Genomic DNA, 23,644 nt, shown 5'->3' on the forward strand with positions numbered 1-23,644 from the left:
GTAGCTGCGCCAGATTTTTGATGTGTGGTTGATAGTTATCCCCGTCTCGGCCGGCAATCCTTTTCTTATGAAATAACGTCAGGGAAAAGTAAATCTGTACATATGAGGCCTATGACATGAAAGGATGCCATCCGGTGTCCTCCTGATACATTTTTGGAGACATGTCATGAGCACGATTAATATTCACGAGGATAAATTTGTCAGCATGCAGTTTATTACTGAACTAACCGGTTTGTCCGATAAGTGGTTTTATAAAATGGCGCAGGACGGTAAGTTCCCAAAACCGGTGAAATTTGGCCGCAGTTCCCGCTGGATTGAACGTGAGATAAAAGAATGGTTAGAAGCCCGTGTTAATGAGTCAAGAGCATAAAAGACTCCAAAGATAGTGATGAAAAGGTCACTAACTTCACACCATGATTTTATGCTCTCGTGCCTTATGGCACATGGCCTTAATGTGATTTGCATAGTCGGTTTATTTATTATTGTATTTAATGCATTACCAATCATTAATTAACACATTCAATCACCAATCAATATCACTTCATATAAACACGCTATATCACACTCATTAATGGCGTCATACACTTAGACTTTGATATCACACAGACACTATTTCTGATATTACTATTCATGCTTCATATCAGATGAAGCCCCTCGTCCAATAACCACCTTTATACATTGCCAGCCAGTCATTACTGACTGGCTTCAGAGAAATACATTATGGACTTACCAGAATCATTCCTGTTATCTCATGCTGAATATCACATTGAGAATAACACTCCCTATCTCACCATATCCGATGACAATGAATTCAGATTCAGGTTAGAACAACTTGATAGTTGCCTTAAAAATATCAGCAGAGGACATAAGTTACCTTTCACTATTCTGTATAACCGATCAGGTTATAAAGAGAGTGCAGAGTCAGCCTTCATTCTTGATGCAATCCGTTATCTTAATGTACTGCCGAAAGAAGCGATGAAAGTACGAATAGCTAATCCACGTATTGCTACACTTCGGAATTTATTTAATAACACTGATTTACATGCCCGTATCCATAACGGGAAAATAGTAGGAGCAGATACTGTTACCACAGCAGAAATGCTGAACAAACTGGTACAGGATTACCGGTTCGCTGTGAGTCAGGCCGGGTTTAAACAGGCCTACAGAAAATACCAGCGAGCTTCGGTTAAAAACCTGAAGGGAGTGATGAATTACATCAGTCACCTGCAGGAGCGTCATTCTCGACTGCTGGTCTTGCGGATTGATTTATCATGGGCAAATGAGCATAAGGCTGACATCACTGCTGATGAAGCCCGTAAGCATCGTCAGCAGCTATTTCGCAACATGAAAAAAAATCCATTGTTTCGCCATGTTCTCGGGACAGTGTGGAAACTGGAATATGCGCCACAGCGTAAATTTCATTACCACATGCTATTCATCTTAAATGGCAATAAGGCACAACAGGATGGCGTGATTGCTCATGCTTTCGGGAGATACTGGAAACACACCATCACTAAAGGTAAAGGCATCTTCTACAACTGCAACGCTAACAAAGCGCGTTATGAGGACTGCGGCCTCGGCAAACTGGAACGCGGTGACAGTAGTAAGGATAAGGGATTGCTTAAGGCGCTAAGTTACATCACCAAAATAGATGCCTGCGCACGTCTGGTTCTCCCTGGAAATGCCAGGACCTTTGGGCGCGGAGAAGTAAGTTCATTGAAAAATAGGAAGAGAACAAAAAGCAGCCGGGAAATCTAACCCGTTGTACCAGATGCTAATACTTCCTTCCCCCATCTATCCACGAAGCCAGCTAACCATGCTGGCTTTTTTTTATTTGTTCCGGAGTTCATGATGAATTACTTCGTTTTAGCCACTCACGCCGTCACTGTAAATGGTGAATGGGTTACACCAGAATCGGTTCAACAGGTTGATTTTGATTCATTGCATTGTATTTACTGCAAACTGCAGATAGGTGTTCAGTTTGATCCTCTGGCATCTACAAGAACGTTTGTGCACCTGTTGGGGGGTATCAACAATGTTGCTCGGCTTAAAACATGTCGATTTAACAAGCTCCAAATAGCACCAGAACAGACATTGCCAAAAACCATCCCACCTCCTGAAATGCGCCTTCGACCTACTAACACAACGATACGGCAATGGCGATGCAACTGGTGCCACATTTGTTGGCAAGGAGAGAAGATATGTCCTCAATGTGCTGACTGGATTTATACAACTGATGCGTAAGAGGCTGTATCGACTGCTTTGTGCCTAGAGGGGACATTGTTTTGAAGTGCGAAGCCAGACACGGTGTTTCAATCTGTGTTGATTGTACTCTGAAATAAAATTAATGTCGGAGATTACCCCTCATGACTTTTGATGAAGATAGCCAACTTTTAGTTAAAATGTTCACTCTGCCGCAGCTATGTCTCTGCTCATCCCCGGCCATGATTTCGCGTTGGCGTACGGCTGGAATGCGTTCTCCGAACCGCTGGGCTACACTCGTCATCCGGAATCTCTGGCGCACGGCCAACAGGAAGAGCGCGTCATGCTCTCCCCGCTAGGGTATGCATCAAAAGAGAAATTCTTCGGGATCAACGGGCGGCGGATTTTTTGCAGGCAGAAGCTTTTGATAAGCTGATACGGGAGCTCAGCATGCGATGCGCTGAAGGCACGCTGGCGGAAAACCTGACCGGGCTGCGCGGCCTGTACGGAGATTTGTAATATGAAAATACTGGGGCAGCTGTGGAACCCGAAGGGGCTTGACGCGGCAGTTGACAATGTACCTGAGGATCGATACGGATTCAGTAATATCGCGGAAAATATTTCCCGCTCCATTCTTTCCCTTCCACAGGAAGCTTCAAATGTTGTCGGAATTGAAGGGGCATGGGGATCAGGTAAAACAAGCCTCCTGAATCTGATCCTGAAAAACCTTGCCGAGTACAAGGATGGACACACACATGTGCTGCATATTTCTCCCTGGCTGAGTGGCAACGACCCGGTTGAAGCGCTTTTTCTTCCGGTTGCCACTGTCATCCAGCAGGAAACGGATAAACGGTATCCCCCGACAGGTTTAAAAAAAATCTGGCGTAAATACCTTCTGTCAGCGGAAGCTCAGAAAGTGATTGAGTATGCACAGGATACTTCATCGCGCGTTCTTCCGCTGGTTCAGTATATCGGGCAGTTTTCCCGAATCGTTAACTGGATAGCTGGCGGAATAAAGGTATTTTCAGATAGCCGTCTGGCTGTTGATCAGAAAACCACGACAAAGCTTCGGGCTGATATTGCTGGGCAACTGGTTAGACTGGATCTGAAGTTCATTGTTGTCATGGATGATCTGGACCGACTGGAGCCGTCCCAAGTGGCGGAAGTGTTCAGGCTTGTCCGTGCGGTAGCCGATCTACCGCGCTTTACCCACATTCTTTGCTATGACAGGCAGATTATCACCCATGCCGTTGAGCATGCACTTAGTATCGGAGATGGCAGCCGTTATCTTCAGAAAATTATTCAGCTCAGTTTTAAAATACCTCGCCCTGAGGCCTTTGATCTACGCAATGAATTTCGCCAGCGGGCCGAGACGCTGTATCAGCAAATTAATAATCAACCGGCAGACTCAGAAATGGCAAAAGATCTCGCCGCTGTGACTGATACTTATGGTGCCGCACTTTCGACGCCACGCGAGATCCATCAGGCCATTAATTCCCTGATTTTTCTCTATCCGGGAATGAGGGATTTTGTGTATTTCCCTGATTTGTGCCTGCTTCAGCTTATACGAGTAACAAACCCGGCCCTGTATGACTGGACGGAGCATTACCTGACAGAACGGTCCGTGATTGAAAACGGCCAGGGCATGCTTTCTGACGGAGAAAAGGCAGACTTCCGTGAGGGGCTTATCAGGTGTATGAAGATGTTGAAGGCATCCAATGCAGACTCGTTTCTGACACTCGCAGACTGGATCCCCGGTATCAGCGGACATAATGATGAATATCTAAGTCTTTTTGAGCCCGTCAGTGAGGATTATCGCCACATCCATACAAGCAACAAGCGACTCAGCAGCCTGACGCACTGGCGGTATTACTTTGCCTTTTCCTCACCCCAGAATGTTCTTCCTCCGGAGTTTTTCAACCAGCTTTTTACGCTGGCCGCCGTACCGGAAAAGCAGCAGCAGCTCTCTGAAGATCTCCTCTCAAAAATCAGTAGTGTGGGTATTCTGTCCGGAACCTGGTTCGAACATATACTGAGCAGGTTGACTCCGGGCCTGATAAGAGAACACAATTTTGAAGAGTGCGCAGGGCTTGTTCAGTTTTTCTTCGATCATACGGATGAGGTCAGCACGCGTTTCCGAACCCGTAACACATGGTTTTCCCTGCGTGAAACGGGCATTAATCAGGTTGTAAGGCATCTGCTGAAGCATATGCAGAATATTGATGAGGCTAGAACAATCACGCTTTTGGAAATGTTCGTCACTAGGGGAACGTCACCTTTCTGGATAGCCGATTTTATGCGGGATCTTATCTGGGAGCACGGTCTTGCACAAAGTGCAGTGCCTCCTGTCCCTAAGGCTCTGTTTAGTCGTGATATTACGGAACGGTTGCGTGACAGGTTTGCTGAACGTATGAATCAGCCAGAACTTCAGCAACAACTTATCGTGCGCCAGTCAATTCTTGGATATCTCTATGCATGGAGAGACATGAGTTCAGGTGCAACCGTGAAGCAATGGGTCAGAGAGGTGGCTGCTACTGATGAAGGCCTTGTTAACCTGTTAATACGATTACAGACCAGCGTCTTCAGTTCTGACAGGGGGGCATATCGCCGGATTGCACGTGACCAGGTCAGTCCATTTTTTGATGACTGGCCTGCAGTTGAAGATAAGCTGAGGGTTATACTTTCCGGTAATGAACTGACGCCGGAGCAGGAAGAACTCAAAAGTGCACTGGATAATGACGACTGATCGAAAAAGGCCGCTTAGCGGCCTTTTTCTTACTACAACAAGTAAATCATGCGCTAAACGCTTTTTCCTTGTCAAAAGGAACACCGGCGTATGAAAGCTCACTGAGCAGCTTGCGTTTCCATCCACCATGCTCATCAAGCTCCGTATAAAGTACGCCGGCAAGATCTGAAGGGATTTCGATATCCCCCTTCCTGAGAACCAATACTTTCCCGCGTCCAAGCTTTCCCGCGAAATATCCGAGCTCATACAGAACATTCTGGCGAGCACGCAGTCGTGTGCTTTCAGATGCCAAGGCATTTCCGCTATCGTCGGGCGTCATCAGCACGATGGCAAAGCTGACATCTCCTGACTCCGCTTCAAATTTCTCGATTACCGTCCTTGAGCCATCAGGACGTTCAGAGAGAATGATTTCCTCCAGCCCTATCCGTGATATAAAGCGGGCAACAGACTGAAGGGCTTCATTATCATGGCCATGAACAATAAAAATTTTTCGGGAAACCGGACGAAACACTACAGGCTCGGGGTCGTGTTGGTTTTCCACGTATAGCTGGTAATCACGTATGAATGGGACAACTAATGATGAAGTAAATTTTCGAATGGATTCAAGAATATTTCGATCATAGAAAAATGTATGACAGAAATTAAAGGAAAAATTATTATCGGCTGCCATTTTCTCGATTAAAACAAGTTTCAGGCCCAAAACCTCATCTGTTTCTTCCGGCCATTGCAGCACAGCGGAACCAGCCATGCTGGATTCAGTTTCTTCACTCCTGGCCAGAAAATCATCGAGCTCAATATTACGGGTTAGGCGTGTATTAACTGCCTCTAGGCTCTCCGATTTTAATAGCCGTACCAGTTGTTTGAGGGGTTGCTGGTAGTTCTGAACGTCAGCGCGCTGAAGGTCGAAAACGCAATTTTTCAGTGACTGGAAAATATCAATTGCCATCCTGCATGTGCTCCTGTCTTTGTTGTTCTGCACTATCCAGGATCTGCTGACGCAGATTTTCTTTCATGCCTTCAATTAATGGGCTGACCATCGGATTAGTGGCATAATCAGAAACGCGTTCATGCACCATGGAATAAGCTTCCTGAATGGCGATCTCAATGCTGACAGGATCGTTAGCATCAAAGTGGACATCATAACTTCCGTTTAAGGCCTCTGTTGCTTTCTCAACCTCTTTTAGCTGCTTCTGCATTGTCTCTAAACCTGAAATTTTGACGCCCATAACAATCTCCGGATTTAGTAAGAAGTTCAGCCTATATAGATAGCATGTTGTAGATATGTAGTAAGGGATATCAGTCAAATTCTAAGCAATTTCACTAAGATCCGGTTTTGATATTTTTCGGATCTTGGCGGAGGAGAAGAGAGGTTAATGCAGTCAAAACAGTCTGCAAATGTGCTGTTTGATCCAGCGTTTCCGCCTTCAAAAACCGCATCGGGCTTCAGTGGCCAGACACTCTCATACATTGTAGAGGTTGACGTAAAAGAGCTCAGACTGCCTTCCGCCGCAACGGGTAGCAGGTCAAGCCTTCATAAACTATCTAGATTTCTAAATCAGAATGGACAGTTTGAAGGCAAGCTTTGGATGGAAATGGATGAAAACCAGTGAAATACTGGGCAAAACAAAAAAGGGGTCATGCAAAATGATAATGTTTACACCGTGGCTTACTCTTCAAGCCTCCCGAGCAAAGTCCGACGAAACGAATACCAACGGATATGAAGCATTGACTCCAACATTACTGGAGCCAGAGAAGGCCAGCAGTTATGTGGGAGCACTGAATTATGCCTTTTACCAGCCAGACATACGCAACATTGCTGTGACCGGTCCTTACGGTGCGGGGAAGAGCTCGGTGCTTAAAACATGGTGCAGGAATCAGGGAGAGTTGCGTGTTTTAACCGTCTCCCTTGCGGATTTCGATATGCAGAAACAGGCTTCCGATGATACGGATGATAAAGGGAAAAATGGGGAAGACGGGAAAAACGAAGTCACTTCTGAAAAATCAATTGAATATAGTATCCTGCAGCAGATCCTATATAAGAACAAAAAAAATGAATTGCCTTACTCACGAATTGAGAGAATCTCTGGTGTCACCATCGAGCAGATACTGAAGTCTGCCGCTTTGCTGACATTGACAATGATGCTGGCCGGCGTAGCCCTTTTTTTCCTTGCGCCAGACTACCTAACAGCCAAACTTTCCCTGCCGGTGGTATTAAGTCAGTTTATTCTTGAGTGTCCTTTTGCATCACGCCTGAGCGGGGCTGTATTATCGGTCCTGAGTTCACTAGCCCTGCTTCTGTATCAGTTACACCGGACGGGTATCTTCGACAGAAAAGTGAGTCTGGATAAGGTGGATATTCTCAAAGGGGCTGTGACGACGAAGGCATCCTCGCCTTCCCTGTTGAATGTCTATATCGATGAAATCGTCTACTTCTTTGATTCGACAAAATATGATGTTGTTATCTTTGAGGATCTGGACCGCCTGAACAATAATCGTATTTTTATTAAACTACGTGAAATTAATCAAATCATCAATAACTGTCTTTCTGACAGGAACCCTCTGAAGTTTATCTATGCGGTCCGGGATGATCTTTTCAGCTCAGCTGAATCACGAACAAAATTTTTCGACTTTGTCATACCTGTCATTCCGGTAATGGATAGTGATAATGCGTCAGACCATTTCAGTAATAAATTTACTGAAGAAGAGAAAAGTCAAAAAGGGCTTAATGAGTGTATCAGCCGGATAGCGACATTCATCCCTGATATGAGGGTAATGCACAATATCACCAATGAATTCAGGCTGTATCAGAATATCGTCAATAACCGTGAGAACACACCGAAGCTGCTGGCGATGATCGCCTACAAAAACTTATGCGCTGAGGACTACCATAGCATTGATAAAAAGGGCGGGATTGTGTTTAGTTTTATGGATGCCTATGTTGAACGGCGTATCCAGCAGCGATATCTTTCAGAGGTTGACGCTCAAATAACCTCAGAGCAAAATCTTTTAAAAAAGATAGATAACGAAAGACATACTCACCGTGAGGCACTGCGTAAAGAGTTACTCGCGCCGTACATTAATGAAATCTATAAGGATAAACTTTCGTTTTACGCTAATACTATTTTGAGTCTGAAACAGGTGGTTGAAGATGAAGAAATATTTATGATTCTTGCCGGTGGAGAAGGATTTAACATCATCGACAACGCTAGGCAATATACAATTCTGCAAGTTGGGCTAGCTGAAAATAAAGTAATTCGCTCTGCATATGAGGAAAGATGTGGATTGATTGACGCTAAAACTGATGACGGGATTGCGCGTATTAAAAATAGTATTTCTTCGCTTGAAATGGAAAAAAGAAATATTCGTTCCGAATCTGTTTCAGGGCTCATTCGCCGCATGCGGAAATCTGACTTCAGCGACTGGGTAAGAAAGACGGTTAATGGCGAACAGGATCTGAGTCCGCGCATGGCTGAACAGCTGGACTTTATCTATTTTCTGCTGTCCAGCGACTACCTGGCTACCGACTACATGTCCTTCCGCTCAGTGTTCATGCCGGGAGCACTGACGGAAAATGATAACGCTTTCATCAAATCGGTTATGGCAGGTGATGATGCAAATGAGTCCTTTACCATCCCGCTGGAGAACCTTCCCCATGTTGTGACCCGGCTAAAAAAACTGGGTGTTATCGAACGGGAGAATGCGCAACACCCGGACGTTATTCGCTGGTTGCTGGATAACGAGCCTGGCACGCTGGCGGAAAACACCTCAGCCCTGCTCAGTCAGGCCAGCTGTGAGCGAACAGTCAGTTTGCTTGACCTTATTCAGACAGAGTTTTCCACAGAGATTCTACTCCGGTACTGTGAGGTCTTCATGCAGAACGAAAAAATTCTGCATAAATTACTGGTGCATTTCTCTGAATCCGCGCAATCAGAGTTTGTTGATGAGATGACCGCACATCTATTATGTCTGAATAAATATGATGATAACTGGCGAAAGACTGAGATACACAGTCTTGCCAGCAAACTCATCTATGAGTCATCCCTGCTTTTCGATTTCATACCCGAAGGGTATGAAGAGGCGTTTTTCAACACACTAAATTTAAACAGATTTACGTTGTCACATATTCCACTTGCGACATCAGATAAAAATAAGGAACTCATCAGGAAGATGGCCAGTGAGGGACTTATCGCCTATTCTGTACAAAATCTTGAGAATGTTTATTTATCTCTTTCTCAGAATGGGGATGGTATGACGTTCTCCCGTAACCCACTTCATTGTCTGGAGTCACTTAACATATCTGCGATCACAAAGTTAGTAAACGATAATATTGATGATTTCGTCACATCGCTGTTCGTCGTGTCTACAGAAACCGATCGTGTTGCTGAATTGCTGAACTCTCCTTATCTCTCGTTCAGCAGCGCAGAAATGATCATCGTACGGATGGATTTCAGCATTGATAATATAAAGTCAATTCAAAATCATGGAGAATTGTGGCTAAGAGAACCAGTAGGGCCGGTGCGCAATATCTACAGTCTGTTACTTTCTCATGACCGTATATCGCCAGACTTTGAAAACTTTATTCATCTGTTGGATGATGAACTGATTGATACAGCTCATGAGCTGGTTCAGTGGGTTAACGAAAAGCACAACGTTATAGAACCATGCAGTATAACCCTTTCTTCAGCTGAAGTTTTTGAAAAATTCCTTTTGCAATTTATTTTCTCACCTGACCTGGCTGAGGATGCGCTGAAGTTCGTTATGGAATGTTTTGATGTTATTATTACGGAAATCCCCAAAAACATTCCGCTACGTAACGCCGAAGTATTATGTTCACTGAAAAAACTGGCCCCTACAGGTAACGTCTTCTCTGGTTTATATAATGCACTGGAACAGGATGTTAATAATAAACGCATAAACACACTGTTGAGTAACTTAGTGTCCCTGAGACCAGCTTTGATTCTAGAGGAACCTGAGGAAATCTTTTATATAGTACGAGTTTTTGATGTAGATCTGGCTCGTGAAATATTCAGTCATCAGGACATCAGCACAAATATCAGGGTGGGGGCCCTGCGATGGCTGCGTGAGAACGATCCGGACGTGATGGATGAGGTCCAGCTGCTGCCCTTAGATCTACTGGCTGAACTGAGCCCGTGGATGTATGACGATACCCTGCGCTTACCCCTTCTGAAAAGCTGCCTCACCGCCGGAGACGCGGACAAAGAAATGCTTCAGACGGTGCTGAACAGTTTCGCCGATGAGAGCTACCACAGCCTGCTTCCGCATGAAAGGTTCCGTAAGATCCCGCGCACCGACGAATTATGGGAGCTGGCTAATTTACTCAGCAAAGCTGGCCTGATTCAGCCCCCCAAAATGGGGTCAGGCCGTGATGAACAAAAAATGGTCATCACTCCTGTACGATCTGAGCATGAGGATGAGGCAGAAGGAGATCCCGAGGACTGAGTCATTTTATTTCTGCCATTTAAGCAATAGTTGTGATGTATTATTGCCATTAATGCATTATTCCATATTCTGAATTTTTTATTGATATTATTGCTTAAACAGCAAAAATAGTGAGTTCTTCATCATCAGATCCGGAAACCCCTGGTTCCGGATCTTTCTACCGCTCGCGGCGCGCAGCGGCGACAAAACACAATATGTGCCTCGCCGTCAGCTGATTTTTCTTCTATATATAGTGTTTAACCCCTGCCCCATGACCGGGTGTGCAGGAGCAGATATTGCCGCTTTGTTTATTCCCTCGCCGTGTTACACTTCCGGAAAGTTGTTATAAGACGGAAAGTCGGATCTGCCGGAAACGGCCATCCGGTAATTTAATGGCGTGGTTATAAGGCTGCTTATTATCATTCCGGTGATATTCACGACAGGAAAAAATAAGCAGAGCAATATTCAGGTGGGTGACTGATGCAGTCCTGTTCGCAGTCAGTTGTGCTGCACATCATAATTACTCTAAGTGACTATTGCATATGAATACACCATCACATGAAAGCGAGCGCGTTCCGGTTTCACTTGAAACCGTCTGGCGGGCGCTGACCGCCCTCGGTCATCAGCGGCTCTGGCTCCGCCCCCCTGAGGACCATGGCGTACACACCTGGCTGATTGTCACCTGGGACGGCCTGACGGTGGCTGAACGTATCCGGGCCTCCGGCTCCTGGTGGCTGACCGGGGATGCCTGCGCCATCTACACCAATCCGGAACGGATCGTCCCGGACGGGCTGGAAGAGCTCACCTGGCTGTCGGTGCAGCGGCGAATGAAGGACGTATTCTGAGGACGTCCTGAGATAAGTGGGGGCAAGATTTACTATCGGCAACAAAAAATAGATGAGAAGTTACGTTGTGGAGCACTTCCCTGGGGAAGCGCTCTAATGATATTTTTCCCTTTTCCTTATAAGAACAATTCTGTTAATAATTATTAAGAGGCAAGTATTAAATTCGACTTTCCGAATTGACTTATATAATCCGCATACCACTGCATCATTTCCCTCCTTCCCTCCAGATACTGCGCATGGTTATATGTCCCACGTATCGCATTCTTATCCACATGCGCAAGTTGCGTTTCTATCCATGCTGAGTTAAAGCCTTTTTCATGAAGGATAGTACTCATCGTGTGGCGGAAACCATGCCCCGTCAGTCTTCCTTTATATCCTAATAGCTCAATCACCTGATTAACGCTCTCCTTTGAGATCGGCTTCGTTCGATCATTGCGTCCGACGAAAACCAGTGGGTATAGCCCCGTAATAGGCTTTAGTGACTCAAAAAGTGAGACAACCTGATTCGACATCGGAACGATGTGTGGTCGTTTCATCTTCATCACTTCAGCAGGGATCTCCCATAGCTGCTTTTCAAAATTGATATCCTCCCAGCGGGCAAAACGTAATTCCTGAGTTCGTACCCCTGTAAGCATGATGATTTGAGTCGCAGTCTTAGTAATAACGCTACCGGTGTACCCGGCAAGATCCCTAAGAAAGTGAGGGAGTTCTTCTGCAGTCAGGAATGGAAAATGTGTTTTCTTAGGTGTTGCGAGGGCTGTGGCGAGATCGGGTGCTGGATTGTATTCAGCGCGTCCGGTCACGATTGCATGACGGAATACTTCACCGCAGCGCTGTCTGACTTTACGCATCTTTTCTAATGCGCCACGTTTTTCCATCCGGCGAAGAGTTTCCAGCAATTCCATGGGCTTAATTTCAGCTATGGGACGCTTACCGATGTAGGGAAAAATATCCTTTTCAAAGGTATCAATAATTTCATCACGATAACGTAGCGACCAACGATCCGCTCTCAGTTGATGCCATTCCCGGGCAATAGCTTCGAAGGTATTTTCATAGTTAAGCTTTTGAGCGATTTTCTCTGCTTTTTTTAGCTCTCCGGGATCGCTTCCAGCAGATAGTAACTTTTTCGCAGCTTCACGTTTTTCACGAGCTTGAGCGAGAGAAACCTCGGGATAAACGCCGAAAGCAAGGCGTTTTTCTTTACCTGCATAACGATACTTTAAACGCCAATAGCGTGAGCCGTTGGTGGTTACTTCAAGGTAGAGGCCTCCACCATCAGATAGCTTGTACGGCTTCTCTTTGGGCTTGGCTGTGTCGATTTGTCTGACTGTTAGCTTCATTGGGGGCATCTCAAAATGGGGCTATAAATCATGCCCCCCATTATGCCCCCAGAATGCACTTGATTCTGGTGGAGACAGTTGAACTCGGGAGAACATAATTAGCAGTAATTGGGGGTATTATAGGGGATTTACTTGAGACAGTGGAGTTCAGTAGAGGCAAACTGGCGGAAGATCACAGGAGTCGAACCTGCCCGGGAACGCTGGCGTCCCCAACTGGATTTGAAGTCCAGCCACCTCACCGGAGATGACGATCTTCCGCGCCTGCATTGCTACATGGAGGCGGGGCGCATTATAGCTACTTTCAGGCATTTACCACATACCCCACACCACTTTTTTCACCTCTCTTTTGACCTGAATCCCCCTGTTTCAGCTAATTCTTAAGAAAATCCTCAGGTTAGCATTTCGTGCTCATCAACTTTTATCCCGATCACAAAAAACAAGAAACGTAATCTCTTAACCAGAAAACGCAATACCCGCTCCTGAAACAATGGTTTAAAAAACGGTAACCGGTCTCAGCGCCCCCTACAGCGTGAAGGATAAAAATATGAGCGAAGTACTGTCAGTAAAAGAGAAGATTGGCTACGGCATGGGAGACGCCGCCAGCCATATCATTTTTGATAACGTCATGCTTTATATGATGTTTTTCTACACCGATATTTTTGGTATTCCCGCCGGGTTTGTCGGCACCATGTTCCTGCTGGCCCGCGCGCTGGATGCGATCTCCGACCCGTGCATGGGGCTGATTGCCGACCGCACCCGCAGCCGCTGGGGCAAGTTCCGTCCATGGATTTTGTTTGGCGCTATCCCGTTCGGCATCGTCTGCGTGCTGGCGTATACCACGCCGGACCTGAGCCTCAACGGCAAAATGGTTTACGCCGCCATCACCTACACGCTGCTGACCCTGCTCTATACCGTGGTCAACATCCCGTACTGCGCGCTGGGCGGCGTGATCACCAACGACCCGACGCAGCGTATCTCCCTTCAGTCGTGGCGCTTTGTGCTGGCGACGGCGGGCGGCATGCTCTCCACGGTGCTGATGATGCCGCTGGTGAACCTGATTGGCGGCGACGATAAAGCGTTCGGCTTCCAGGGCGGGATCGCCGTGCTGTCGGTGGTCGCGTTCCTGATGCTGGCGTTCTGCTTCTTCACCACCAAAGAGCGCATCCAGGTGCCACCGAGCACCACCTCCATGCGGGAAGATCTGCGCGACATCTGGCAAAACGACCAGTGGCGTATCGTCGGCGTGCTCACCATCCTCAACATCCTCGCCGTCTGCGTGCGCGGCGGCGCGATGATGTACTACTGCACCTGGATCATGGGCTCGCCGGAGGTGTTCGTCGCCTTCCTCACCACCTACTGCGTCGGTAACCTGATCGGCTCCGCGCTGGCGAAACCGCTCACCGACTGGAAGTGCAAGGTGAGCATCTTCTGGTGGACCAACGCCGCGCTGGCGGTGGTCAGCGTGGCGATGTTCTTCGTGCCGATGCATGCCACCGTACTGATGTTCGGCTTTATCTTCGTTATCGGCGTGCTGCACCAGCTGGTGACGCCGATTCAGTGGGTAATGATGTCCGATACCGTCGACTACGGCGAATGGACCAACGGCAAACGTCTGACCGGCATCAGCTTTGCGGGCACGCTGTTCGTGCTGAAGCTCGGCCTGGCGCTGGGCGGGGCGATGATCGGCTGGATGCTGGCAGGCGGCGGCTACGACGCGGCGGCCAAAACCCAGAACAGCGCGACCATCAGTATCATTATCGGCCTGTTTACGCTGGCACCAGCGATCTGCTACGTGCTGAGCGCCATCATCGCCAAACGCTACTACACGCTGAAAACCCCCTTCCTGACCAAAATCCTGCGCGAGCTGGCGCAGGGTGCGCGCCGCAATCAGCAGGAGTTTGAAAACCTGCCGGTCAGTAAAGAATTGCAGAACTAAGAGGACGAAAGCATGAAAATCAGTGATGGAAACTGGCTTATTCAACCGGGCCTGAACGTGACGTATCCGGTTCAGGTGTTCGACGTGGAGCAGCAGGGCAATGACCTGGTGGTGTACGTCGCGCCGCGTGACGTGCGCGAACGCACCTGGCAGCTCGACACGTTGATGTTCACGGTGCGCCTGTTTGCCCCGCAGGAAGGGATTGTCGGGGTGCGCATTGAGCACTTCCAGGGCGCGCTGAATAAAGGCCCGCACTATCCGCTGAACGTTCTGAAGGATGTAAAAGTTGAGATTGAAAACAACGCCGAGTTTGCCGAGCTGAAAAGCGGCAGCGTCAGCGTGCGCGTCACCAAAGGCGAGTTCTGGGCGCTGGATTTCCTGCGCAACGGCCAGCGCATTACCGGCAGCCAGCTGAAAAACAACGGCTACGTACAGGACAGCAATACCGATCGCAACTATGTGTTTGAACGTCTGGATCTGGGCGTGGGGGAAACGGTCTACGGCCTGGGCGAGCGCTTCACCGCCCTGGTGCGCAACGGTCAGACGGTCGAGACCTGGAACCGCGACGGGGGCACCAGCACCGAGCAGTCCTACAAAAACATCCCGTTCTACCTGACCAACCGCGGCTACGGCGTGCTGGTGAATCACCCGGAAAACGTCTCGTTTGAAGTCGGCTCCGAGAAAGTGTCCAAAGTGCAGTTCAGCGTGGAAGGGGAATATCTCGAGTACTTTGTGATCGACGGCCCGACGCCGAAAGAAGTGCTGAACCGCTATACCCGCTTCACTGGCCGTCCGGCGCTGCCGCCTGCGTGGTCGTTCGGCCTGTGGCTCACCACCTCGTTCACCACCAACTACGACGAAGCCACGGTGAACAGCTTTATCGACGGCATGGCCGAGCGCGACCTGCCGCTGCACGTCTTCCACTTCGACTGCTTCTGGATGAAGGCCTTCCAGTGGTGCGACTTCGAGTGGGACCCGGTGACCTTCCCGGATCCGGAAGGGATGATCCGCCGCCTGAAAGAGAAAGGGCTGAAGGTCTGCGTGTGGATCAACCCGTATATCGGCCAGAAATCCCCGATCTTCCGGGAGCTGAAAGAGAAGGGCTATCTGCTCAAGCGTCCGGACGGCTCCCTCTGGCAGTGGGACAAATGGCAGCCGGGGCTGGCGATCTACGACTTCACCAACCCGGACGCGTGCAGGTGGTATGCGGACAAACTGAAAGGCCTGGTGGAGATCGGCGTCGACTGCTTCAAGACCGATTTCGGCGAGCGTATCCCGACGGACGTCCAGTGGTTTGACGGATCCGATCCGCAGAAGATGCACAACCATTACGCCTACATCTATAACGAGCTGGTGTGGAACGTGCTGAAAGAGACGGTGGGAGAAGAAGAGGCGGTGCTGTTTGCCCGTTCCGCGTCCGTGGGTGCGCAACAGTTCCCGGTACACTGGGGCGGCGACTGCTACGCCAACTATGAATCGATGGCCGAAAGCCTGCGCGGCGGGCTGTCGATTGGGCTGTCCGGCTTCGGGTTCTGGAGCCACGATATCGGCGGGTTCGAAAACACCGCTCCGGCGCACGTCTACAAACGCTGGTGCGCGTTCGGGCTGTTCTCCAGCCACAGCCGCCTGCACGGCAGCAAATCCTACCGCGTGCCGTGGGCGTACGATGACGAGTCCTGCGACGTGGTGCGCCACTTCACGCAGCTGAAATGCCAGCTGATGCCGTACCTGTATCGTCAGGCGGCTCTGGCGCGTGAGTTCGGCACGCCGATGCTGCGGGCGATGATGCTGGAGTTCCCGGACGATCCGGCGTGTGACTATCTTGACCGTCAGTACATGCTGGGGGATTCAATGATGGTGGCGCCGGTGTTCTCCGAGGCGGGCGACGTGCAGTTCTGGCTGCCGGAAGGGCGCTGGACGCACCTGTGGCACAACGACGAAATTCAGGGCAGCCGCTGGCATAAGCAGCAGCACGATTTCCAGAGCCTGCCGGTCTATGTGCGCGACAACACGCTGCTGGCGCTCGGCAATAATAACCAGAAGCCGGACTATGCGTGGCATGAGGGGACAGCCTTCCAGCTCTTCAACCTGAGCGATGGCGCAACGGCGGTGAGTGAAGTGCCTGCGGCGGACGGTTCCGTGTTGTTTACGCTGAAGGCGTCACGTCAGGGCGACGTCGTGACCTTTACCGGCACGGGAGATGCGCAAAACTGGTCGGTGTGCTTGCGCAACGTGCAGAAGGTCGGCGGCGTAAAAGGCGGTTCACATGCGGGCAGCGAGTGGGGTGTGGTGGTGAAAGCGGAGGGGGATGAGGTGGTGGTGCACCTCTGAGCCGTAAAAATGCCCGGTGGCGCTTCGCTTACCGGGCCTACATGAGATCGTAGGCCGGGTAAGGCGAAGCCGCCACCCGGCTATTTACTGTGCCGGAGCCACCGCCGACACCATCCCGCGGGTCATGGTCTGTTGCACCTGCTGTTTATCCATATTCACCGCGCTCAGCTTCCCGTTCACCGTCGGCTTCAGCGGCGCATTCGCCTGCACGCTTCCGCTGGCGGTGAGCTGAATATTGCCGTCGCCCGCAATCGGCAGCGCTGGCCAGCCCCACTGCTGCAAGACGTTGAGTGGTACACCGCGCCCGTTCAGGCTCACGGTGGTCTGCCGCTGCGGCAGCTGTGAAACCGTGGCGGTCGCCTCCAGGATCCCTTTCTCGGTAAAGGCGCTCAGGTCGGTAATATTTACCGTTGCGGCGTTGGCATTCAGCGCCAGCGACGGGCGACGCACGTCGACGCGGTTAAAGGTCGCTGCCGCCCCGTTGAGGGTTGCGTTACCGCCCCACACGCCCCACTTGTGATCCTGCGCCAGCCGCAAATTAGCGCCATAACCGTCGAGGGAGGTGATCTGCCACGGGAACGCCGGATCGATGTCGATCACCAGGTTGCGGCTCAGGCCGAATTTTTTCAGCGTCACGCTGTTCAGCCATGCCGGGAGCGGGTCCATCCACAGCGTTTTCCAGTTTTCCGGAAGCGTATATTCCAGCCCGGCAATCGCAACGTCGTCCAGCACCAGCGCCTGACCCTCGCGCAGCCAGTTGCCGGAGGTGCGCACCATGCCCCCTTCCCAGCGGGAGGTGAACTGACGCAGCGCAATGCCCTGCGGGGAGAATTCCGCGTTCAGGATAGGGTCAAACAGATGCAGCGAGCCGTAGATAAATTCGCTGGCGTTCATGGATAACCGTCCCTCCTGGCTTTGCCAGTCACCTTTACTCAGGGTGAGGTTACGCAGGCTGAGATCGAGGTCGGTTACTGCCCAGTCTGGCCCCTGTAGACGGGCATCGGTCACTTCCAGCCGCCCAATCTGTAACGAAGGCAGGGTGGAGAGAGGGGCGAAGAAATCCAGCAGCGATTTGTCGCTTTGCAGGCGGATCTCATTCAGACGCAGGGTGTTGATAACCCAGCCACCGTCGGCATTACGCAGAGCCGAGCCCGTAAGCGAGCCGCGCGCCATATCGGCACCGATGGTATTCAGCGCCACCTCTTTGCCGTTGAGTTGTCCCTGAATCAGCACGTTGTTGGCCGGTATGCCGTTGAGGGTGAGCGACCCGGCGCTCATCTGGATTTGCGCATTTTTCCCCAGTACGTTCCCCGCCTCGGGCTGCCACGGGCTGACGCCGCCGGTCACCTTTTGCGCACTGAGATCCCACTCCGTATTCGGGCTGTTAAAGGCCATGTTATTCAGTTGCAGACGGTCGGCCTGGAACGGCAGCGGCGCCGTCTGCGGCGATAAATTCAGCGTGCCATCGAACAGGGTGATGGCATCCATATGCAGCGGGTCGGTGATCTGGCGGCTGCTTAAGCCAATATCCACTTTTTTAGCGACCAGCGTGGCCGGTTTGCCATCTCGTCCGAAGGTAACGTTTTCCAGAAGGATGTGAGAAGGGGATGAAAAGCGGTGATCCATCAGGTCAAAGTTGAGCTCGTAATCGGTATTCACCGTGATCCAGCTGCTGACCTGCGATGCGCCCCAGCGGGTCTGGAGCAGAAAATAAAAGGCTAGCACTACAATGAGCAGGGCTACCAGAAGATAGATAAGCAGCTTTCCAATAAATTTCATGGTCTTCCTTCCCGCGAAACGCACATAAGGGTGTTATGCACGAATTATGCGCAATGCTCAAGGCGGGAATGGTGTATAGAGATGTCACGGCAGGCATTGACAGCCTGCCGTGTGGGGATCAGTTCTTTTCAGGCGGGAAAATGAGATTCAGCACGATAGCGGTAATACCGCCCGCGGCGATGCCGGAAGAGAGCAGGTTTTTCACCCAGTCCGGGGCAAACTGCAAAATCATCGGCTGCTGGGAGACGCCAAGCCCTACGGCGAGAGACAGCGCAATAATCATGATTGCGCGGCGGTTCAGCGGCTCGCGGGAGACGATACGCACGCCGGAGGCCGCGATAGTACCGAACATGACCAGCGTCGCGCCGCCCAGCACCGGCTCGGGAATGTGCTGTACAAATCCGCTTACCGCCGGGAACAGGCCGAGGACCACCAGCATCAGCGCCACCACGAAGCCCACGTAGCGGCTGGCCACGCCGGTCAGCTGGATCACGCCGTTGTTCTGGCCGAAGCAGGAGTTCGGGAATGTGTTGAACACCGCCGAGACAAACGAGTTCAGTCCGTTCGCCAGCACGCCGCCTTTAAGACGTTTCATGTACAGCGGGCCGGAGACCGGCTGCTCGGACACGTCGGAGGTGGCGGTGATATCGCCAATGGTTTCCAGCGAGGTAATCATAAAGACCAGCATCAGCGGCAGGAGCAGACTCCAGTCAATGCCCAGGCCATAGTAGAGCGGCGTTGGCACGGTAATCAACGCGCTGTTGGTTGGGGTGGTGTTTTCCGGGAGCATACCCAGCGCCCACGCCAGCAGGTAACCGGCCGCCATGGCGATCACCAGCGATGCCACGCGCAGGTACGGGTTACGCTGACGGTTAAGCAGAATAATGATCGCCAGCACCACGCCTGCCAGCAGCAGGTTTTTCGGCGCGCCGAAGGTATGGTCGCTCATTGCCGCGTAGCCGCCCCCGATGGAGGTCAGACCCACCTGAATCAGCGACAGGCCGATAATCATCACCACCACGCCGGAGACCAGCGGGGTGATCACCCGGCGCGCCAGGTGCAGAACGCGGGAGATGATCATCTCTGTGCAGCTTGCCAGCATCAGGGTGCCGAAAAGCGCCGCCATCATCGTCGGGACATCTGCGCCGCCGGTTTTCAGTGCCGTACCGCCCATGATCAGCGGAGCCACAAAGTTAAAGCTGGTGCCCTGAATCGACAGCAAACCTGAACCCACCGGACCCCAGGCTTTAATTTGAATGATGGAGGCCACGCCGGAAGCGAACAGAGACATACTGATGATGTGTTGCGTATCCTGCGCCGGTAACCCTAGCGCCTGGCAAATCAGCAGAGCCGGCGTGATGACCGCAACGAACATCGCCAGCAGGTGCTGGCAGGCGGCAAACAGGGTTTGAGGCAGCGGGGGACGATCTTCAAGGCGGTAAATCAGTTCGCTGTTTTGCTTCTGCGCAATCGGTTGCGCATTAGCAGACTCCAGAGTGTTAACAGACATCGGCGGCAATCCCACGGTGGAAAAGCGGGCATTTTAGCTGACCACCTGGTAAAAGCAAACGATTGCCAGCAAAAAAAAGAGAGAAAATCTGCCGGTGTGAGCAGCTTTTCTACAACGAACAGCAAAAAAAAATTACACTTTTCGCGCCGGCGGCTCATGACGAGCATCACCCGGCCCAGGATAACGCCGCGTGTGTATGGAATACGCGCATAACAGGAGCCTTTTATGATTCATCTCGATACGTTGTCGACCCTTGTTGCCGCAACGCTGGTTCTTCTGCTTGGTCGCAAGCTGGTACACAGTGTTTCCTTTCTGAAAAAGTACACCATTCCTGAACCCGTCGCCGGTGGTTTGCTGGTGGCGCTGGCCCTGCTGATACTGAAAAAAAGCATGGGCTGGGAAATCGATTTTGATATGTCCCTGAAAGATCCGTTGATGCTGGCCTTCTTTGCCACTATCGGCCTGAACGCTAACCTCGCAAGCCTGCGTTCGGGTGGCAAGGTGCTGGGCGTGTTTCTGATTGTTGTGGTGGGCCTGCTTCTGATGCAAAACGCCATCGGCATCGGTATGGCGTCATTGCTGGGGCTGGATCCGCTGATGGGTCTGCTGGCGGGGTCGATTACCCTGTCAGGTGGCCACGGAACGGGCGCGGCGTGGAGCAAGCTGTTCATCGAACGCTATGGCTTTGAAAACGCAACGGAAGTGGCGATGGCCTGCGCGACCTTTGGTCTGGTGCTTGGCGGCCTGATTGGTGGCCCGGTGGCGCGCTATCTTGTGAAACACTCCACCACGCCGGAAGGCAGGCCAGACGATGAAATGGTGCCGACCGCATTTGAAAAACCGGACGTTGGCCGTAGTATCACCTCGCTGGTGATGATTGAAACCATCGCCATGATTGCTATCTGCCTCACCGTGGGCAAAATCGTTGCGCAATGGCTGGCGGGAACGGCTTTCGAACTGCCAACCTTTGTCTGCGTGCTGTTTATCGGGGTGATCCTGAGCAACGGTCTGGCGCAGATGGGCTTCTACCGCGTCTTTGAGCGCGCAGTGTCCGTGCTGGGGAACGTCAGCCTGTCGCTGTTCCTGGCGATGGCGCTGATGAGCCTCAAGCTGTGGGAACTGGCCTCGCTGGCGCTGCCGATGGTGGCGATCCTGGCGGTACAGGCCGTGTTTATGGCGCTGTATGCCATCTTTGTTACCTGGCGCATGATGGGCAAAAACTATGATGCGGCGGTACTGGCAGCGGGTCACTGTGGGTTTGGACTGGGGGCAACGCCAACGGCCATCGCAAACATGCAGGCGATCACTGAACGGTTCGGTCCGTCGCACATGGCGTTTCTGGTGGTGCCGATGGTGGGGGCATTCTTCATTGATATCGTCAACGCGCTGGTCATTAAGCTCTACCTGATGCTGCCGATGTTTGGCTGATCGTCAGGCGTTGGAATACCGCTCGGTTTCCGGCATCCAGCGTTCAATTAACGCTGCCGCCTGTTCGGGGTAGCGTTCATGAATATGACGCGCAAGGCGTTGTACTTCGGGGATCATGGCCTGATCGCGCAACAAATCCGCCACTTTAAATTCGGCGTTACCCGTCTGACGCGTGCCCAGCAGTTCACCCGGGCCGCGGATCTCCAGATCTTTTTGCGCAATGACGAAGCCGTCATTGCTGTCGCGTAATACCTGCAAACGCATCTGCGCGGTTTTCGACAGCGGGGCTTTGTAGAGCAGCACGCAGTGAGAGGCGATCGCGCCACGGCCCACACGGCCTCGTAGCTGGTGGAGCTGCGCCAGGCCCAGGCGCTCCGGGTTCTCAATAATCATCAGGCTGGAGTTCGGCACGTCCACGCCCACTTCGATAACCGTGGTCGCAACGAGTAAATGCAGTTCACCCTGTTTGAACGACTGCATCACCGCCTGCTTTTCGGCAGGCTTCATGCGCCCGTGAACCAGACCGACGTTCAGCTCCGGCAGGGCGAGCTTTAACTCTTCCCATGTGGCTTCGGCAGCCTGCGCTTCCAGCAGCTCAGACTCTTCAATCAGGGTACAGACCCAGTAAGCCTGACGTCCTTCGTGGGTGCAGGCGTTGCGCACGCGGTCAATGATGTCGCTGCGGCGCGTGTCCGGAATGGCGACCGTTGTCACCGGCGTACGACCCGGGGGGAGTTCGTCGATGGTGGAGGTATCCAGATCGGCATAGGCCGTCATCGCCAGGGTGCGCGGAATCGGCGTGGCGGTCATGATCAGCTGATGCGGGTGGAAGCCCTGTTGCAGACCTTTCTCCCACAGCGCCAGACGCTGATGAACACCAAAGCGGTGCTGTTCGTCGATAATCACCAGCGCCAGGCCGTTAAACTGCACCTGTTCCTGGAAAATGGCGTGCGTGCCGACAATCATCTGCACCTGCCCGCTGGCTATCGCCTCCTGCTGCGCAAGGCGCGCTTTGCCCTTCTGCTTCCCGGCCAGCCAGCCCACTTCAATTCCCAGCGGGGCAAACCAGTTACGGAAATTGTTGGCGTGCTGCTCGGCCAGCAGTTCCGTCGGTGCCATCAGCGCCACCTGCTTGCCGTGGGCGATAGCGCGCAAAGCGGCCAGCGCGGCGACCAGCGTTTTACCGGAACCCACATCGCCCTGCACCAGGCGCATCATCGGCACATCCAGCGCCATATCGCGTTCGATCTCGGCAGTAACGCGCTCCTGGGCGCCGGTGGGTTTAAATGGCAGTGAGGCCAGCAGCTTATCTTTGAGCTCATCACGCTGGCTTAATGGCTGCGCGTGGAAACGCTGCGCACCTGCGCGCAGGGCCAGCATGCTCAGGTTGTGAGCCAGTAATTCCTCAAGGATAAGACGCCGTTGGGCGGGGTGTTTACCGCTCTCTAAATCAACAAGCTGAAGCGTTGGCGGTGGACGGTGCAGGGTGCGTAACGCCTCCGGCAGGCTCATCATGCCCTGCGCCAGCTCCGGCGGCAGCAGCTCGTTAATGGCGCAGGTATCGAGCAGCTCCAGCGCCTGGTCGGTGAGCTTGCGCAGCGTGGCCTGCTTAATGCCTTCGGTGGTTGGATAGACCGGCGTGAGCGTCTCCTGTAGCTCAGGTGAGCTGAGATCGCCCTGCACGCGGTATTCCGGGTGGATCATCTCCGCGCCGTATTTGCCCCGTTTGGCTTCACCGTACGCAAGTACGCGTCGTCCAGTGGCAAGGCTGTTTTTCATCGCCGCGCTGAAGTTGAAAAAGCGCAGGGTAAGAATACCGGTGCCGTCGCTGATCTGGCAGGTCATCATCCTGCGTCCGCCAAAGGTGATGTTGCAGTTCAGCACTTCCCCTTCAACGGTGGCGTAAATAGCGGGCAGCAGATCGCCAATTTTATAAAGCTGAGTACGGTCTTCGTAACGCAGGGGGAGGTGGAGCAGGAGATCCTGCACGGTGTGCAGGCCAATCTTCGCCAGTTTACTGCTTTGTGCCGCGCCCACGCCCGTCAGGCTGTTGAGCGGTATAGCGTCCAGCAGGCGGCCTTTCATGAT

15 protein-coding genes, 1 tRNA gene and 1 pseudogene are annotated in these 23,644 nt (G+C 51.8%); 10 read left to right on the top strand and 7 right to left on the bottom strand.

All coding sequences use genetic code 11. From position 1 onward, the window contains the following. Window positions 1–166 precede the first annotated feature (166 nt). The 5 genes and pseudogenes from O1724_RS00850 to O1724_RS00870 all read left to right on the top strand — a co-directional run bounded on the left by O1724_RS00850 (window position 167) and on the right by O1724_RS00870 (window position 4,948). Entirely contained in the window at window positions 167–370 is a 204-nt protein-coding gene (locus O1724_RS00850; RefSeq protein ID WP_023315141.1) for a helix-turn-helix transcriptional regulator, read from the top strand. 350 nt (window positions 371–720) lie between these two features. Further along, window positions 721–1,758, top strand: coding sequence for a YagK/YfjJ domain-containing protein (locus tag O1724_RS00855; RefSeq protein WP_060579739.1), 1,038 nt, complete (start codon window positions 721–723; stop codon window positions 1,756–1,758). 363 nt (window positions 1,759–2,121) lie between these two features. Further along, window positions 2,122–2,244 (top strand): putative zinc ribbon protein, encoded by a 123-nt coding sequence (locus O1724_RS00860; RefSeq protein WP_439196569.1) that lies wholly within the window; start codon window positions 2,122–2,124, stop codon window positions 2,242–2,244. A gap of 178 nt (window positions 2,245–2,422) precedes the next feature. Further along, window positions 2,423–2,721, top strand: a pseudogene (locus O1724_RS00865) (transcriptional regulator); the annotation flags it as partial. A gap of 1 nt (window position 2,722) precedes the next feature. Then, complete coding sequence (locus tag O1724_RS00870; RefSeq protein ID WP_165737864.1) at window positions 2,723–4,948, top strand: KAP family P-loop NTPase fold protein; 2,226 nt, start codon at window positions 2,723–2,725, stop codon at window positions 4,946–4,948. 46 nt (window positions 4,949–4,994) lie between these two features. On the opposite strand, the gene O1724_RS00875 is transcribed toward O1724_RS00870, so the two are convergent. Next, window positions 4,995–5,894: a nucleotide-binding protein gene (locus O1724_RS00875; RefSeq protein WP_325802889.1), complete on the bottom strand. Its 900-nt coding sequence runs from the start codon at window positions 5,892–5,894 to the stop codon at window positions 4,995–4,997. Further along, complete coding sequence (locus O1724_RS00880; protein ID WP_060579742.1) at window positions 5,884–6,174, bottom strand: hypothetical protein; 291 nt, start codon at window positions 6,172–6,174, stop codon at window positions 5,884–5,886. The genes O1724_RS00875 and O1724_RS00880 overlap by 11 nt, the downstream gene beginning before the upstream one ends. Window positions 6,175–6,544: 370 nt before the next feature. Here O1724_RS00880 and O1724_RS00885 point away from each other — a divergent pair, with 370 nt between their 5' ends. Beyond that, window positions 6,545–10,408, top strand: coding sequence for a YobI family P-loop NTPase (locus O1724_RS00885; RefSeq protein ID WP_243452009.1), 3,864 nt, complete (start codon window positions 6,545–6,547; stop codon window positions 10,406–10,408). A 521-nt stretch (window positions 10,409–10,929) separates the two neighbouring features. Next, on the top strand, window positions 10,930–11,232 hold the full coding sequence (locus O1724_RS00890; RefSeq protein ID WP_060579744.1) for a hypothetical protein: 303 nt from the start codon (window positions 10,930–10,932) through the stop codon (window positions 11,230–11,232). Between the two features lie 143 nt (window positions 11,233–11,375). On the opposite strand, the gene O1724_RS00895 is transcribed toward O1724_RS00890, so the two are convergent. Beyond that, entirely contained in the window at window positions 11,376–12,572 is a 1,197-nt protein-coding gene (locus O1724_RS00895) for a tyrosine-type recombinase/integrase (RefSeq protein ID WP_060579745.1), read from the bottom strand. Window positions 12,573–12,734: 162 nt separating this feature from the next. Beyond that, window positions 12,735–12,829: transfer RNA gene (locus O1724_RS00900), tRNA-Sec, on the bottom strand. A gap of 287 nt (window positions 12,830–13,116) precedes the next feature. Between O1724_RS00900 and O1724_RS00905 the strand changes: the two genes are divergently transcribed. Then, window positions 13,117–14,508 (top strand): glycoside-pentoside-hexuronide family transporter, encoded by a 1,392-nt coding sequence (locus O1724_RS00905; RefSeq protein WP_015570055.1) that lies wholly within the window; start codon window positions 13,117–13,119, stop codon window positions 14,506–14,508. A 12-nt stretch (window positions 14,509–14,520) separates the two neighbouring features. Further along, window positions 14,521–16,839 carry an alpha-xylosidase gene (gene yicI / locus O1724_RS00910; RefSeq protein WP_100397521.1) on the top strand — a complete coding sequence of 773 codons (2,319 nt, stop codon included), beginning with the start codon at window positions 14,521–14,523 and terminating at the stop codon, window positions 16,837–16,839. Between the two features lie 84 nt (window positions 16,840–16,923). Here the strand turns inward: yicI and O1724_RS00915 are convergent, their stop codons facing one another. Both O1724_RS00915 and xanP read right to left on the bottom strand, forming a co-directional pair. After that, window positions 16,924–18,618, bottom strand: a complete 1,695-nt coding sequence (locus O1724_RS00915; RefSeq protein ID WP_032608188.1) for an AsmA family protein — start codon at window positions 18,616–18,618, stop codon at window positions 16,924–16,926. Between the two features lie 118 nt (window positions 18,619–18,736). Further along, the gene (gene xanP, locus O1724_RS00920; RefSeq protein WP_072139750.1) at window positions 18,737–20,128 is read right to left on the bottom strand and encodes a xanthine/proton symporter XanP; all 1,392 of its coding nucleotides are present in this window, start codon (window positions 20,126–20,128) and stop codon (window positions 18,737–18,739) included. Window positions 20,129–20,353: 225 nt separating this feature from the next. Here xanP and gltS point away from each other — a divergent pair, with 225 nt between their 5' ends. Continuing rightward, window positions 20,354–21,556, top strand: a complete 1,203-nt coding sequence (gltS, locus tag O1724_RS00925) for a sodium/glutamate symporter (protein WP_023315156.1) — start codon at window positions 20,354–20,356, stop codon at window positions 21,554–21,556. A gap of 3 nt (window positions 21,557–21,559) precedes the next feature. Here the strand turns inward: gltS and recG are convergent, their stop codons facing one another. Then, window positions 21,560–23,641 carry an ATP-dependent DNA helicase RecG gene (gene recG, locus O1724_RS00930; RefSeq protein ID WP_058648399.1) on the bottom strand — a complete coding sequence of 694 codons (2,082 nt, stop codon included), beginning with the start codon at window positions 23,639–23,641 and terminating at the stop codon, window positions 21,560–21,562. Between the last annotated feature and the right edge of the window lie 3 nt (window positions 23,642–23,644).

Source organism: Enterobacter cloacae complex sp. HYC074_NIDB, assembly GCF_056673345.1.